This window comes from Synechococcus sp. MU1648 (assembly GCF_023630615.1).
Lineage (GTDB): Bacteria > Cyanobacteriota > Cyanobacteriia > PCC-6307 > Cyanobiaceae > Parasynechococcus.
Window position 1 is genome coordinate 1 of sequence record NZ_JAKUHI010000012.1, and the last position, 15,322, is coordinate 15,322.

Below are 15,322 nucleotides of genomic sequence, written 5' to 3' on the forward strand. Positions count from 1 at the left end.
CGTGGATGACGCCGTTGGTGGTGCTGTCTGCAGTGGGTGTGAAGGTGGCGGTGTAAACGGTGCTGGAAACAGCAGTCCAGTTGGAGAGTTCGCCGCCAGTAACAGTGGCGTCGGCTTCAACGAAATCAGTTGATGCTTCTGAGAGGGTGAAGGTGAGAGTGGATGACTCACCAGCGCTTAAGGAGTTATCGGCATCGTCGTCGGTGATGGCGATGGTGGGCCGAGTTGTGTCATCAATGAAGCTCAGGCCAAAATTGGTGATTCGTGCATCTGTGATTGAGCTTGCGCCCACCGAGCCGACAACAAATGCGCTGTTTTCAAATTCCAGCTCGATGTTGCTTAAGTCATCGGATGTCGTGTGATTAGTGGCATTCCCGGTAACCGTGATCGTTGCTGTTGTGTCGGATGCACGTGTAACAACAGTGGTCAGTCCAGCGGGAACATTTGTCGCACTGTGAGTGATGGTGTCGCCACCCGAACCAGCAAAAACAGTTGTTCCTGGATTGTTAAGGGTAATGGTGGCTGTTTCAGTGAACGAGCCAACATTGGCTGATGCTTCAGTTAAATTGCGGGTGCTCCAGGTGAAGTTTGCTGCTGGTGTATCTGTTGTAGTTGTATCTCCAGTCCAGGCTGGACCTTGCTGAAAGTCGAGGTAAAAGTAGACATAAGCCGACCTCGTTGTACCCATTTTGATTTCGAATGTATCAATCGAGTCGTAATAAATTCTTGCTCTACCGGCATCCTGTGTTCCGCTTGTAGTTTGATTCGCTAAGTCCGAGAATCTGACCGCTCCGTCTGATTGAGTCGATACGGTTAACCCGGTTGTGTCTGCGAGTTCATAGCTTTGGAAGTTTTTAAATTCTTGGTATTGAGAGGCGTCTATGTCGTATGTATTTACGACTACATTTTCGAGTGTTACTTTGTTTCCCGTGCCGGTACCAGTGTACGTTCCATTCTCGTAGAAGCTGATTTCAGCATGTACATATTCGTCTCCTGGTGTGGTATTCCAGAAGCGTGGAGATAGGTGCCAATCTTCGGCGTCGACCAGATTGTCTTTGTCCAGCTCGTCTATCGTTAGGTTCGCTGTTTTTGTGATTACTTTTACTCGTGCGTCTACTATTTGGCCGTCAATTGTTATGACGCCTGAGTAAAAAATTTCCCCTCCGCTAGTCAGCCCGCTCCCTTTTGCTGGGCCAATTGTTATATTGTCTGCGTCAAAATCAAGTTGTTGGTAGTTGGCGTCCAGAATTTTCGTGCTTGCCAGAATCCCGCTCCAGTGATCGAGCTTTGCTTCGCCAATCAGTGCCTCAAGGGAAGCTTCTTTTCCTGTAATCGATGAAAGGTTGGGATATTCTCTACTGATTTTGCTTCTGCTTGCGTAAACATCAGCCCCTGTGAGTGCACCCAGTGTTTCGACAAGTTCTGTATTGCGTCCTGCTTCGCAGCTCCATAAATAAATGGCTTCAAGTTTCCAGCTTTGAAGGAGCTGGGCTGACTTCTCTAAATATTGTTTCGTGAGGAATGTATTGCCGAGCTTGACGTCGCTATTATTGCCGTGGGCAATGATGTGCAGCTCGTTTGTTTTGAGCCCCCTTGCTCTTCTGCTTTCGAGTTCTTCGCTGATTCCTTCAAGTGGATTCGTTGGCAGCCATGTAATGGCTTTAAAGCTGTTGTGATTCAGCCATTCGATGTCTCGGGCATTCGGGCATGCCGCGATGATGCTATTTGTTGTCTTTTGCAGGCTGTCTGAATCTATTTTTCTGCGGTAATTATGGTTTTTAGTTTGCCATTTGCTTTCGGATAATAGTTGAACGCATCGTGTGCTTTTGCAGTTGCTGTTGGATTTCACGGCTGTCAAAGCATTGATGCGAGCAGCCATTTACGTCCTTTCTATTGAATGAAGGTATTCTGAGTCTTTGCTGAGTGCTTTTGCCTCCCTCGAAGGGGGGAGGCGCAGTATTTTGCTCGATTTGTACCAACGTTCAGGCTGCTGGTATGGAGGGTGAGGCCCTAGCCCTGCAGCCTCCAGATGATTGGAACCTTGTGGAATACTTGTGGGATATGTGGATAGATCACCTAGATGACATATGGAGTTATTGGCATTGTTTTGTATGTCTTCCTACTGCCTTGGTCTTGCTTGTTTTTTAACGGTACGGCTTGTCTTTGGTTATATGGCTGAGGTCTGAGTTGGTGATGCCTTCTCGTTCGAGGCTGTTGGGTCAAGCAATCGGTTATCCGGTTCTGCAGAAGCGTCGGATTGGCTCAGAGGAGGTCTTGGAGGGATTGGATGATTTGGTGGGCGTAGCTCCAGCTGCTGGAGGAGTTGTCGAAGCTTTGGTTGGAGAAGAGGTCTTGATAGGTGGCGTTGAGGGAGGTGCTGCCGGTGCTGTTCAGGCCGTAGGTGTTGACCTGAATCTTGTTGGGATCTGTGGAGAGATCAGCGAGCTGATCGAGGGCTGCATTGAGGTCTTTTTGCATTTGTTTCCACTGCCATTGGCCTTGGTTGTTTTGGAAGAAATATGGATTGCCCTTGGTGTCGTAGAGGAGGCCAGAGGTGGTGATGTCTTCTTTGCCGAGGGTTTCGGGAAGCGGAATGGCCTGGCCGGTGATGGAATCCGAGGCTGCGTTGGTTCTGGTGTCCCACCAGCTGCGGCGTTCTGGCCTGCCATCGAGAACGAGGGAGATGGATGTGGATTGATCGCGCCGGTTGGGGTCGTTGGCTTTGTTGTTGAGGAGATAGTCGAGCCCTTCCAAGGCGCCGAGCAATTCAGTGCCGGCATAAAGGTTGGATTGGGTGCGTTTGTTGGGCCGATAGAGGTCGTATCGATTGGGCTTGGGGAGTCCAAGCGCTTTCCATTGGGAGTTCTTTTTAACTGAGTTGCCAAACCCTTCTCCTGCCATTTTGAGAGACAGGATGGCTTGCATGGTGTCGATGCCGCTGGTGGGGTTGGTGCGCGAGAGGGTGAAGGTGTTGTGTTGAACGTGGTAGTTGTAAGTGATCAGGTGAATATCGAGATTCTCAGCATTTTTCCCGTCGTTGGGGTTGTCAATGATGGTGTAGTTGTCGAGCTCTTTGATGGCGCGTTTGCTGGATTTTTTGGCCAGTTTTTGGAGTAATTGTGTTGATGTGATGGTGGTATTTGTGTCGCGGCGTTGAAACTGATAGCCAGCGCGTTCGGCGTCTTTGCTGAAGGCGTCAAGGGCGAGTAGGGATTGAAATGTGCGGTGGTCTTTGCCTCCGCTTTGGCGCATGGATGTGGAGGTATCGAGGAGGAGATAGATATCGCTTTTCTCTGACGTCGTCTCTGGAGTTGGAGTTGGAATGGGTTTAGTTGTATTGACCGAGAAGGTGACGGTGTTATTGGCGTCGGATTCGTCTTGGTTGTTGTTGCCAGCAGCATCAGAGAATTTGTCATTGGCTACGTGGATGACGCCGTTGCTGGTGCTGTTGGTGGTGGGAGTGAAGGTTGCGGTGTAGGAAGTCGAGGAGCCTGCGGTCCAGTTGGAGAGAGATCCACCGGATACGGAGACGTCTGATTCGATGAAATCGGAGGAGGCCTCGGAGAGGGTGAAGGTGAGGGTGGATGACTCACCAGTACTCAAGGAGTTATCGACATCGTCATTGGTGATCGCGACCTTGGGCCGAACGGTGTCTGGAGTTGGTGAAGGAGAGGGAGAAGGAGAAGGAGTGGGTGTAGTGGTATCGATCGTGAAGGTGACGGAGTTGTTGGCATCGGAGCCATCGGTGTTGGCGTTATTGGCTGCATCGGTGAAGGCGCTATTTGCAACGGAGATGACACCGTCGGTGGTGCTGTCAGCTGTTGGAGTGAAGGTGGCCGTATAAACGGTGCTGGAGACAGCGGTCCAGTTGGAGAGTGCTCCACCGGAGACGGAGACGTCTGATTCGATGAAGTTAGAGGAGGCTTCTGAGAGGGTGAAGGTGAGTGTGGAAGTATCACCAGCACTTAAGGAATCATCGGCATCATCTTCAGTGATGGTGATTGTTGGTCTGACGGTATCGACCGTAAAGGTGATGGAATTGTTGGCATCGGAACCGTCGTTGTTGGTGTTGCCCGAGGAGCCGGAAAATTTGGATGAGGCAACCGAGATCACACCGTCGGTGGTGCTGTCGGCTGTTGGAGTGAAGGTGGCCGTATAAACGGTGCTGGAGACAGCAGTCCAGTTGGAAAGGGACCCACCGGTAACGGTGGCGTCGGCCTCAACGAAATCGGTGGCAGCTTCGGAGAGGGTGAAGGTGATTGTGGATGTATCGCCTGCGCTTAAGGAGTCATCGGCATCGTCTTCTGTGATGGCGATGGTGGGCCTGACAGTATCAACGGTGAAGGTGATGGAATTGTTTGCATCAGAGCCGTCGGCATTGTTGTTACCGGCGGAATCAGAAAACTTTGAACTTGCAACAGAGATTACGCCGTCGGCGGTGCTGTTTGCTGTGGGTGTGAAGGTGGCGGTGTAGACGGTGCTGGAGACAGCAGTCCAGTTGGAAAAGGATCCACCGGTAACGGTGGCATCTGATTCGATGAAATCGGTGGAGGCTTCTGAGAGGGTGAAGGTGAGGGTCGATGTGTCTCCAGCACCTAAAGTGTCATCGGCATCGTCTTCTGTGATGGCGATGGTAGGAGCCGTAGCATCAGTGATTGTGATTGAAACGGACTGCCACGTATTAACGCCGTACAAATCAATCGAACGCTCACTCGCAGTAGAGCCGGCTTGGCCGAGTGTCGCTTTGATGTCAACCTCGTAAGTCCCGTCAGAGTTGGCATCGGTGTTGTTTCCATATGTGGGAGCTGTATTAAATGAAAGTGCGCCAGTCGATTCATTGATTGAAAAGAGTGATTCATCAGCGCCTCCTGCTAGTGACCAAAAAATCGATCTTGAGCTGTTGCCGGTACTCGAGAATGTATGAACAGCTGAAATGTTTTCAGCCAAGGAGAAAGAAGCACTGCCATCTCCTGCGTTCCCACTTGGCCCGTTGATCAGTATTTTTTGCGCATTCAGAGGATTGGTGCTGCCAATATTCGCAACCATGTCAGTTGGATGGACTTCGCTCTTATCAAATTCAAGAACAAGAAAGTTGGTGTTGCTTGCGCTGAAGAAGTCTGTTGCTTGAGCGTTGTAAAGGACTAAAAAGCTATAGTCTTGATTCGAGCTTGTGCTTTCTCCGGTTTCAAATGAACCAGAGTAATTATTAGAGTTATAGTTTGATTTGTGAGCATTGTAGGTAGCGTGAGACCAGCTACCTTGGATAAAATAGTTTTGCCCGATGGTGAGGCCGGTTAAGGCGTCTCCGCTACTTAAGAGGTTGAACGAATTGTTGGGTAAATAGAGTTTGTAATATGTATGATCGAAGTCATAGATAACGTCTACGCCATTCCCAAATGTTACTGTTTCATCATTAATTAGTGTTGCACTGCTTCCGAGGTTCCCTGCATCTGTCCAAATGATTGAGTCGCCATCATGTTGATATACATCCTCTCTGTCCGGTCCTCCTCCCCAGATAATGTCTGCCCCTGGGCCGCCGTCGAACCTGTCTTTGCCGTCTCCGCCATGAAGGCGATCTTGGCCTTTGCCACCTGTTAGTAAGTCATTTCCTTCGCGCCCACTGAGACTTTCATTGCCTTCGTTGTCTGAGGATTCTTGCCCACTTTGGTTTCCATCGCCGCGCAGGATATCTTTTTCATTGCTGCCAATGATTGTGTCGTTTCCTTCGCCCCCAAATAAGTAATTTGACTCGTTATCAAGGCTGTCGCCTGTCCAACGGCCATAGAGTTTGTCTGCTCCTCCGCCGCCGTAGATGTAATCTGATCCGCCTCCGCCTTTTAGAGTGTCGGCGCCACCTAATCCACGGATTGTTTCATTCGAGCCATCACCGTTGTAATTGTCATCTCCTTCTGTTGGCCCGACGCCTCCGTTTGTGACCCATGTTCCAAATTCTGCTTCTAGGAGCTGTCCATCAACGCTGATCCAGCCATGGTCATTTTCATTAATTAAGTCTGTTTGGGTGCTCGATATTGCACCTTTGGAATAAGAGTTGAGTAAGCGTTCGGCGAAGATAGCGCCTTCATCGCCGGGGCTGTCTTCCTCCTTAAGTTGATTGTCTAAGTGATGCCCAAATTCTTCTGTTAGGAGTCTTATTGCATCAGCTTCACTTGCTGTTTTGATCCATTCCTGGTTGATATAGATCTTTTTTGTCGCTTTCGCATACGCTCCAGCGGCGCCTGGCATGGCGCTGCCCGGCAACAGCTCAATGGGTGGAAGATCCCGCGTGTCGCCCTTCGCCAGTCGTTCAACGACGCGTTTCAGCTGGTCCGTCGCTTGGCCAGGCTTCAGCTGCAGTGCATCAAGGCCTGCAGCGAGGAGGCGACCCTCTGCTGCCCAGGTCTGCAGCTGGAGCAGCCAATTCTGATAAAGCTGCTCGTTCAGCGTCACCCTCTCAGCGAACTCTCATTCCTTGTGCTGAATTATGGGATTCCTCGCAGCACCTGAGGGGCCGAAAAGTACGTGGTTGCGGCTCTTAGAGCTTCAGGGTGCTTTGGTGTGGCTTCGGTTGAGTGTCTCGTGTGGCAGTTCATGAAAGTGTTGCTCGTAGCGATGGGCGAAATGGCTGCGGCTGCTGAAGCCCATTGCCTCCAGAATGTCGCTCACGCCCGTGAGGCCTTGGTTGTGGCGCTGTTTGCGGTTAAGCAGCAACTGCCGCACACGATCCAATCGGACAGAGCGTTGAAGTTCGAGCGGTGTGCGCTTGAAGTGTTCTTTGGATCCTTGGAACAGCGATGTTCGTGATTGAAAAATCTCGCGGCTGATTTCCTCAATCTTCAGTGGTGTTTTGGGATGCTGGGCACACCAGTGCAGCAGGTCGATTGCCGCCTGGTGCCGCGCTTCCCGTTTGGCAATGGGCAGCGTCTGTGCCGCTGGATCTTCAAAGCACTGGATCAGGGCATGAATTAGCTGATCAGAATCCTCTGTCTGTTCTTGATCTTCTTGGCTATGGATCAGTGCCATCAGTTGGCGTTGAAGCTCATCACACAGGGGTGTTCGAACTTCCAGCTGATTGCTCTCTTCCCAGCGTTTCAACATCAGTGGCCCAGCCTGCTGAGCATGGCGATCGAGCCAGGCCGCCTTGCTGATCACCACCGTTGCCAACTGGGCTCCGGCGGGAAGTTTGAGATCGAAATCGATCAAGCCGCGGTTGTATCCCATCAGGCCCGGCCACGGCATGGTGATGCCCTGGGCCTTGTAGCCAACCTCGCCCTCTGATGGATTCAAAGGAAGGGCCAGGGTGCAGGGTTCATGGCGCCGCGAGCCGCTGAGGAACAGGGTTTGATTGGTGTTCAGCAGATTCAATCGAAATCCGTCAAACCCCCAGGCCTGCAGCCGTCCTTTGAGGCGGCCGCAGCTCAGTTGCAGGGCGACAAGATCTGGAGAGAGCGGCTGAAACAGCTCCTGCAGGTCTCCGCAACTCTCGAATATTGCATCGAGGAGCTTCACCGGGTCTGTTGGGCTGATGTCTGTCGCGCGTTTTCGGCTCTGATGTTGTGTTCCATGGCCGGCTGTTTCAAGCGTCCCTGAAGGATCAGGCCGCCAAGTTGCGGAAGCGGGTGAACTGGGGCTCGAACAGCAGCTTCACTGTGCCCACCGGTCCGTTGCGGTGCTTGGTCACGATCACTTCGGTGATGCCTCGGTCTGGGGTTTCCGGGTTGTAATACTCGTCGCGATAGATCATCAGCACCAAGTCGGCGTCCTGCTCGATCGAGCCCGATTCCCGCAGGTCGCTGAGCATCGGTCGCTTGTTTGTGCGTGACTCAACACCCCTGCTCAGCTGGGAGAGGGCAATCACTGGCACGTTCAGTTCCCTGGCCATCTGCTTCAGGCCCCGGGTGATGCGCGACAGCTCCTGCACCCGGTTGTCCGAGCCCGAGCCTTCCATGAGTTGCAGGTAGTCGATCATCACCAGCCCCAGCTCCTTGCCCTGTTCGGCCATCAGCCGACGGCAGAGCGAGCGCATTTCCAAAACCCCGGAGTTGGGCTTGTCGTCGATGAAGATCGGCAGTTGTCCCAGGCTGTTGATGCCCTGGCCCAGCAGGGGCCACTCCTCCTGCTGCAGTCGGCCGGTGCGCAGTCGGCCCGCTTCAATTCCCACCTCCATCGAGAGCAGGCGATAGGTGAGCTGCTCCTTGCTCATCTCCAGGGAGAACAGGCACACCGGCAGGTCGTGCAGCTGGGCAACGTTCTTGGCCAGGTTCAGAGCGATCGAGGTTTTTCCCATGGCTGGCCGGCCGGCAACGATGATTAGGTCGCTGCGTTGCAGGCCCTGGGTCATCGCATCCAGGTCGTAGAAGTTCACCGGGATGCCTGCCACTGAGGTGCCCAGTGAGCGGCTCTCGATCTCCTCAAAGGTCTGGGTGAGGATTTCGGCTGTGGGGGTCAGACCCTTGGAGGGTTTCTCTTGGCTGATGGCGAAGATTTTCTGCTCCGCTTGGTCCAGCACCTGCTCCATCGGCAGGCTCTGATCAAATCCCAGCTGAATCACTTCGTTGCCGGAGCGGATCAGCTGGCGGCGTAGGAACTTGTCCATCACCAGCCGGGCCACCTGCTCGATCGAGGCGGTGGAGGGAACCCGCTCCACCAGCTCCACCAGTCGGTTGTTGCCGCCTACCTTTTCGAGGGCGCCGGTGTCGGCCAGCCAGGCGCTCATGGCGGTGAGATCGGTCGGCTTGCCCTGGCCGTGCAGCATCAGGGCGGTGCGAAAGATCTCCCGGTGGGCGTTCAGATAGAAGGCTTCCGGCTGCAGCACGTCAGCCACACGGCCGATTGCATCAGGATCAAGCAGGATGCCCCCCAACACTGCCTCTTCCGCCTCCAGGTTCTGGGGCGGGACGGAATCGGGTAGGGCCTCGAAGTTCGGCTCGTCGTCGCGACGGCCCTGGCCATAACCACGGCGTCCCCCATCATTCTTCTCTGGCAGGGGGACGCTCACCATGGCGGCAGGGCGTTACGAAAGGAATCACACTCTGGCTCGGATGAGCCGTTTGAGTGTTGTTTGATCAGGGATCAGTAGCTGACCACTTCCAGGTTGATCTCGGCGGTGACTTCGCTGTGAAGCTTCACCGTGACGGTGAACTTGCCGGTGCGATGGATTTCAGGCACCAGGATGTCGCGGCGGTCGATCTCCTTCTTGGTGGCTGCTTCGATGGCTTCGGCCACATCACCGTTGGTCACGGTGCCGAACAGAACGTTGTCTTCCCCGGTCTGCTTCTTGACGGTGAAACGCCCGATGGTGGAAAGGGCGGTCTTGAAGTCGAGGGCTTCCTGCTTCAGAGCTGCCTGACGTTCAGCTTCCTTGGCCCGGCGGTGCTCCACCTGCTTCATCACCGCTGGGGTGAGGGGCACAGCTTTGCCGAAGGGGAGCAGGAAGTTACGGGCATAACCCGGAGCAACTTCCACCAGGTCTCCGTCCTTGCCCAGGCTGAGGAGGTCCTCATTAAGAACGACTTTTACACGCTTAGGCATGGGACCGGAACGATGGATGAAGGCGGGTGCGATCGACCACGTTACGACGTGGCCTGTTGGTAAGAAGTCTCAGAGCCTCAGGAGGCTTCGTTGACGTAACGAGCAGTGCGGACTCGGCTTGCCAGACCAAGACGCTTGAGCAGCCGCACGTGTTGCCAGGTGAAGTCGAATTCAAACCAGCGCAGACCGTGGCGAGCGCTTGCGGGGTGGGCGTGGTGGTTGTTGTGCCAACCCTCACCGAACGAGAGCAAGGCCACCCACCAGCAATTGCGCGAGAGGTCAGGGCAATCGAAGTTGCGGTATCCGAAAGCGTGGGTGGCTGAATTCACCAGCCAGGTCACGTGATAAACGACCACGAGGCGCAGCGGGATGGCCCACAGAACCAAGCCAAGGCCTCCACCATGCACCTGTGCAGCTTCCCCGAACCAGTACAGCCCAAGTCCCAGGGGGATTTGAAGGAGCAGGAACCAGCGGTCGAGCCAGCGATAAAAGGGATCACATTGAAGGTCGCCGGCGTAACGGTCGAGCTCTCTTAAAGCAGGGATGTCGTGCAGCATCCATTCGCTGTGGCTCCACCACAGCCCACGCCCAGCGTCATGGTGATCATTGGGTTGATCGGAGAAGCGATGGTGATGGCGATGCAATCCCACCCACTCGATCGGACCGCTCTGACAGGCGAGGGTGCCCATGAGCACCAGGATGCGCTCCACCCATACCGGAACCACCAAGCTGCGGTGTGCGACCAGACGGTGCAGGCCAAGCGTGACGCCCAGCACAGTCATCCAGTACAAAACTCCGAAAGCCACAACGCCCTGCCAGCTCCAGAACCTTGGGAGCAGGGCCACGGTGGCTAGCACGTGCATCACCAGCATGAAGCTGGTGGTACCCATCTTCAGCTTCCGCTGACGAGCTGGCAGGGGCTCACGCCGTGCCACCACCGCTGCCCGCTGGCGAAGCTCACGGGTGTCAGCTGTTTGCGAGGAAACCAATCGGATTCTCCTGAAATTGACAAGCCGCTCAGACAGGGAAACCGTGGAGCGGATGGTGCCGTTAGTGACAGAAATCTAAAGGAGTTCACGAAGTGCAGAGGCTTGGCACGTTCGTAAGAGTCGCGTCGGTCAGGACCTATGAAGGCAAGAACTCAGCAAGGAAAAGGGTGATTAGTGCAATCGCAAATCATCTGATCGAAGTGGTGGCAAGGGATCAGGCTGAACTTGCCGCAGCGAGGACGGCGTCCGTTCAGCTGCGTTTGCAACGGGTCCTGGATGCGCTATCGGCTGAGCGTGTGGGTACACAGCACTTCACTTCGCTGACCGGCTACGGCCATGGTGACCAAGGGCGTGAGGTGGTGGATCGGGTCTTTGCCCGGGTGCTGGGGGCCGAAGCCGCAGCAGTGCGCCTGCAATTCGTGAGCGGCACCCATGCCATTGCGGCAGCGTTGTTTGGGGTGTTGAGGCCCGGTGATCGTTTGCTGTCCATTACTGGGCGCCCCTACGACACCTTGGAAGAGGTCATCGGTCTCCGCGGTCAGGGTCAAGGCTCCCTTGCAGAGTTCGGGATCGCTTACGACGAAATCGATCTGCAGCCCGACGGGGCAGTGGATGAGGTGGCGTTGAGTCAGGCCTTGGAGCAGTCCTGTCGGATGGTGCTGATCCAGCGCAGTTGTGGTTACAGCTGGCGGCCCTCGGTCACGGTCGATCAGATCGCAAGGCTGTGTGAACGCATCCATGCGCGCCAGCCCGACTGCGTTGTCTTTGTCGACAACTGTTACGGCGAGTTGGTGCAGGAGCAGGAGCCAACCGCTGTTGGTGCGGATCTCATCGCTGGATCCTTGATCAAGAATCTCGGCGGCACCATTGCCCCCACTGGCGGTTACATCGCCGGACGGGCTGATCTTGTCGAGCAGGCCTGCTGCCGGCTCACGGCGCCGGGGATCGGTCGTGAGGGCGGCACTGGATTTGACCTGCAGCGGCTGGTGCTGCAGGGCCTGTTCCTGGCACCGCAGATGGTGTCGGAGGCATTGATCGGCGCGGATCTCGTGGCGGGGGTGTTCGCGCGACTTGGTTTCCCTGTGAATCCCATGCCGGGCGCGGTGCGTAGCGATTTGATTCAGGCGGTTCGGCTGGGAAGTCCGGAAGCCCTCAAAGTCGTGTGTCGAGCCTTCCAGTCGACATCACCAATTGGCGCTTACCTCGATCCGGTGCCTGCATCCATGCCGGGGTATGCCTCCGATCTCGTGATGGCAGGGGGGACGTTCATTGACGGCTCTACCAGTGAATTTTCGGCCGATGCGCCGCTACGGGAACCCTTCAACCTGTACGTGCAGGGCGGCACCCATCGGGCCCACATCCGCCTGGCGTTGTCCCGTGCGTTGTGTGACCTGAATGCGGCAGGACTGATCAATCTCACGCAAACTGGGATCACCTGAAAGTGCGTCGATGGCGTTCGCGTTCCCCGACTCTTTTCGCTTCGCCGACAGCCACGAATACGCCAACGCCGATGGCGAGCTGGTGAGGGTGGGCATTAGCGCCTTCGCCGTTGATCAGCTGGGCGACATCGTGTTTGTCGATCTGCCGGACGTGGGCTCCAACCTGGCGAAGGGCACCAGCTTCGGATCGGTGGAATCGGTGAAGGCCGTCGAAGACATGTACGCGCCCATTGCCGGTGAGGTGGTGCAACGCAATGAAGCGGTGCTGGCCAGTCCGGAGGAACTGCAGAACGATCCCCATGGCGAGGGCTGGCTGCTGGTGCTGCGACCGGCGGATCCCTCTGAGCTCGAGAGCCTGATGACCGCGGAGGCCTACAGCGCCAAGGTCAACGCCGGCTGACCTCAAGGGCGGGATGCGGCTCTTACGATCTCCCCTGTGAGCCGCTGCTTCAGACGTTGATTTCTCCTTTTTCGCAGCGGCATATCGGCCCGAGTGCGGCGGAACAGAGCCGGATGCTAAACGCGCTCGGCTACAGCGATCTGAAGGGTTTCATCACTGATGTCGTGCCCGACGACATCCTTGACCCAGCGCCGCCTTACGAAGCGTTGCCCGAGGGCTGTGGAGAGGCGGAAGCCCTCAGACAGCTGAAGGAGCTGAGCGAGTCCAACTCACTTCGACGCTCCTTGATTGGGTTGGGTTACTACGGCACAGCAACACCGGCTCTGATTCAGCGCCACGTTTTTGAAAATCCGGCCTGGTACACCGCATACACCCCGTATCAGGCGGAAATCGCCCAAGGCCGTCTTGAGGCCCTTCTCAACTTTCAAACCCTGATCAGTGAGCTCACGGGTTTGCCGATCGCTAACGCGTCGCTGCTGGATGAAGCCACCGCAGCAGCGGAGGCCATGAGCCTCAGCTTTGGGGTTTGCCGTCGCCCCGAGGCGACCCGGTTCTTGGTGGACGCCAATGTGCTGCCGCAGACCTGGGCCGTGCTGCAGACCCGCGCGGAACCCCTTGGCATCACCCTTGAGCGGATCGACCCGGCAACGGCGCCGATCGATGCGTCCGTGTTCGGAGTTCTGCTCCAATTGCCCGGGGCTGATGGTTGTCTATGGGATCCAACTGCCGTGATCGAAGCGGCCCATGCGGCTGGCGCTTTGGCCACTGTGGCCATCGATCCGTTGGCCCAGACCCTGATGGCGCCTGTTGGATCCCTGGGGGCTGACATTGCCGTGGGCAGTGCCCAACGCCTGGGGGTGCCGATGGGATTCGGTGGCCCCCATGCCGCCTTTTTCGCCACGGTTGAGGCCTACAAGCGCCAGATCCCGGGTCGTCTGGTGGGGCAGTCCAAGGATGTAGAAGGCCGCTCGGCCCTGCGGCTGGCGCTGCAGACCCGTGAGCAGCACATCCGCCGTGACAAAGCCACCAGCAATATCTGCACTGCTCAGGTGTTGCTCGCCGTGATGGCTTCTTTCTATGCGGTGCACCACGGCCCCGACGGCCTTCAGGCCATCGCCCAGCGCATCGTTGGGCTGCGCAGTCAGTTGGAGCAGGGCCTGAAGGCTCTCGGGTATCCGCTGGCTTTGGCGGACCGCTTCGACACCGTCACCGTGCACTGTGCGGCGGCGCCGGCCGTCCACCGCGCGGCAGCAGCAGCAGGCTTCAATCTGCGGGTGCTGCCAGATGGCGCCGCTCCGGCGGACGCCACCGGATTCGGCATCAGCCTGGATGAGTTGTCGGATGAACGGGAGCTGCAAGTGCTCCTGGGGCTCCTGGCGGAGGCCTGCGGTCAGGAGGTACCAGAGCTTGAGGCTGCGCTGCCCGAGTCCCTGTTCCTGCCGCAGCGCAGCCAACCCTGGCTGACCCAGCCGGTGTTTCATCAGTACCGCAGCGAGACGGAGCTGTTGCGCTACATCCAACGGTTGGTGAGCCGTGATCTTTCCCTGGTGCACGGGATGATCCCCTTGGGCAGTTGCACCATGAAGCTCAATGCCGCCGCTGAGCTGCAGCCGGTGAGTTGGCCTGCCTTTGCGGCATTGCATCCGTTTTCTCCAGTGGATCAGACGGAGGGCTATCGCTGCATGGCCGACGATCTGGAGCGATGGTTGGCGGCTCTGACGGGGTTTGCAGCCGTGTCGTTGCAGCCCAATGCCGGTTCTCAGGGGGAATATGCGGGGCTGCTGGTGATTCGCGCCTGGCACCGCTCCCGCGGGGAGGCCCATCGCGATATCTGTCTGATTCCTACCAGCGCCCATGGCACCAACCCCGCCAGTGCCGTCATGGCCGGACTCAAGGTTGTGGCTGTCGCCTGCGATGACGAGGGCAACATCGATCAGCAGGATCTTGCTGCGAAGGCTGCTGAGCATGCCGATCAGCTGGCGGCGTTGATGGTCACCTACCCCTCCACCCACGGCGTCTTTGAAACCGGCATCCGTGAGATCTGCTCCGTTGTGCATCAGCACGGTGGGCAGGTGTACCTCGATGGGGCCAACCTCAATGCGCAGGTCGGGCTTTGCCGTCCTGGTGCGTTCGGTGCCGATGTGTGCCATCTCAACCTGCACAAGACCTTCTGCATCCCCCACGGGGGCGGTGGCCCAGGCGTTGGACCGATTGGTGTGGCGGCGCATCTGGCGCCCTTCCTGCCGGGTCATCCGTTGCAAGCTGGTACCTCAGCCGCCATCGGACCCGTTTCCGCAGCAGCGCTCGGCAGCGCCAGCATCCTGCCGATCAGTTGGATGTATCTACGGATGATGGGGGCGGATGCCCTGCGGCAGGCCAGTGCCGTGGCGCTGTTGTCAGCCAACTATCTGGCCCATCGGCTTGACCCCTATTACCCCGTGCTGTTTCGGGGCAGCACCGGTCGCGTGGCCCATGAATGCATCCTTGATCTGCGGCCGTTGAAAAGGGAAGCAGGAATCGATGTGGATGACATCGCTAAGCGTTTGATGGATTACGGCTTCCACGCGCCCACCGTCAGCTGGCCGGTGGCTGGAACGGTGATGGTTGAACCCACGGAGAGCGAAAGCCTGGCGGAGTTGGATCGCTTCGCCGATGCCCTGGTGGCGATCCGTGAGGAGATTCGTGCCATCGAAAACGGCGCCATCGACCCTCAGAACAACCCGTTGAAGCGTGCCCCGCACACCCTGGCTGCAGTGACAGCGGATGACTGGGATCGTCCCTACAGCCGTCAGCAGGCCGCATTCCCCATGGAGGGTCAGCAGGAGAACAAGGTCTGGCCAGCTGTGGCTCGGATTGACAACGCCTTCGGTGACCGCAACTTGATCTGCACCTGTCCCTCTGTGGAAGAGGTGGCTCTGGCGGTTTGACCTGGTGCGAGGGCATCAGAACGTGTAAATTTTCACTGA

9 protein-coding genes are annotated in these 15,322 nt (G+C 56.7%); 3 read left to right on the forward strand and 6 right to left on the reverse strand.

What is annotated here, in order from left to right; translation table 11 throughout:
• The 6 genes from NCN06_RS10965 to NCN06_RS10990 form a co-directional block, all read right to left on the reverse strand.
• Positions 1 to 1,879: Ig-like domain-containing protein (locus NCN06_RS10965; protein ID WP_250398930.1), on the reverse strand; the 1,879-nt coding region annotated here is incomplete at its 3' end.
• A gap of 383 nt (positions 1,880 to 2,262) precedes the next feature.
• Positions 2,263 to 6,447 carry an Ig-like domain-containing protein gene (locus NCN06_RS10970; protein ID WP_250398931.1) on the reverse strand — a complete coding sequence of 1,395 codons (4,185 nt, stop codon included), beginning with the start codon at positions 6,445 to 6,447 and terminating at the stop codon, positions 2,263 to 2,265.
• A gap of 93 nt (positions 6,448 to 6,540) precedes the next feature.
• Entirely contained in the window at positions 6,541 to 7,506 is a 966-nt protein-coding gene (locus NCN06_RS10975; protein ID WP_226397467.1) for a helix-turn-helix domain-containing protein, read from the reverse strand.
• Between the two features lie 85 nt (positions 7,507 to 7,591).
• On the reverse strand, positions 7,592 to 8,998 hold the full coding sequence (gene dnaB, locus NCN06_RS10980) for a replicative DNA helicase (protein ID WP_226397466.1): 1,407 nt from the start codon (positions 8,996 to 8,998) through the stop codon (positions 7,592 to 7,594).
• A 71-nt stretch (positions 8,999 to 9,069) separates the two neighbouring features.
• Complete coding sequence (rplI, locus tag NCN06_RS10985; RefSeq protein ID WP_186570874.1) at positions 9,070 to 9,528, reverse strand: 50S ribosomal protein L9; 459 nt, start codon at positions 9,526 to 9,528, stop codon at positions 9,070 to 9,072.
• Between the two features lie 77 nt (positions 9,529 to 9,605).
• Positions 9,606 to 10,517, reverse strand: a complete 912-nt coding sequence (locus NCN06_RS10990; RefSeq protein ID WP_166016295.1) for an acyl-CoA desaturase — start codon at positions 10,515 to 10,517, stop codon at positions 9,606 to 9,608.
• A 167-nt stretch (positions 10,518 to 10,684) separates the two neighbouring features.
• Between NCN06_RS10990 and NCN06_RS10995 the strand changes: the two genes are divergently transcribed.
• From NCN06_RS10995 to gcvP, 3 genes are all read left to right on the forward strand, one after another.
• Positions 10,685 to 11,956, forward strand: coding sequence for a methionine gamma-lyase family protein (locus NCN06_RS10995; protein ID WP_226397465.1), 1,272 nt, complete (start codon positions 10,685 to 10,687; stop codon positions 11,954 to 11,956).
• A 10-nt stretch (positions 11,957 to 11,966) separates the two neighbouring features.
• Positions 11,967 to 12,356 (forward strand): glycine cleavage system protein GcvH, encoded by a 390-nt coding sequence (gene gcvH, locus NCN06_RS11000; RefSeq protein ID WP_226397464.1) that lies wholly within the window; start codon positions 11,967 to 11,969, stop codon positions 12,354 to 12,356.
• A 113-nt stretch (positions 12,357 to 12,469) separates the two neighbouring features.
• Positions 12,470 to 15,283, forward strand: coding sequence for an aminomethyl-transferring glycine dehydrogenase (gene gcvP, locus NCN06_RS11005; RefSeq protein WP_250398932.1), 2,814 nt, complete (start codon positions 12,470 to 12,472; stop codon positions 15,281 to 15,283).
• Positions 15,284 to 15,322 lie beyond the last annotated feature (39 nt).

Coding starts and splice junctions, on each gene's coding strand:
- dnaB (WP_226397466.1), bottom strand. CDS start 8,998: ATGGTGAGCGTCCCCCTGCCAGAGAAGAATGATGGGGGACGCCGTGGT.
- rplI (WP_186570874.1), bottom strand. CDS start 9,528: ATGCCTAAGCGTGTAAAAGTCGTTCTTAATGAGGACCTCCTCAGCCTG.
- gcvH (WP_226397464.1), top strand. CDS start 11,967: ATGGCGTTCGCGTTCCCCGACTCTTTTCGCTTCGCCGACAGCCACGAA.
- gcvP (WP_250398932.1), top strand. CDS start 12,470: ATGCTAAACGCGCTCGGCTACAGCGATCTGAAGGGTTTCATCACTGAT.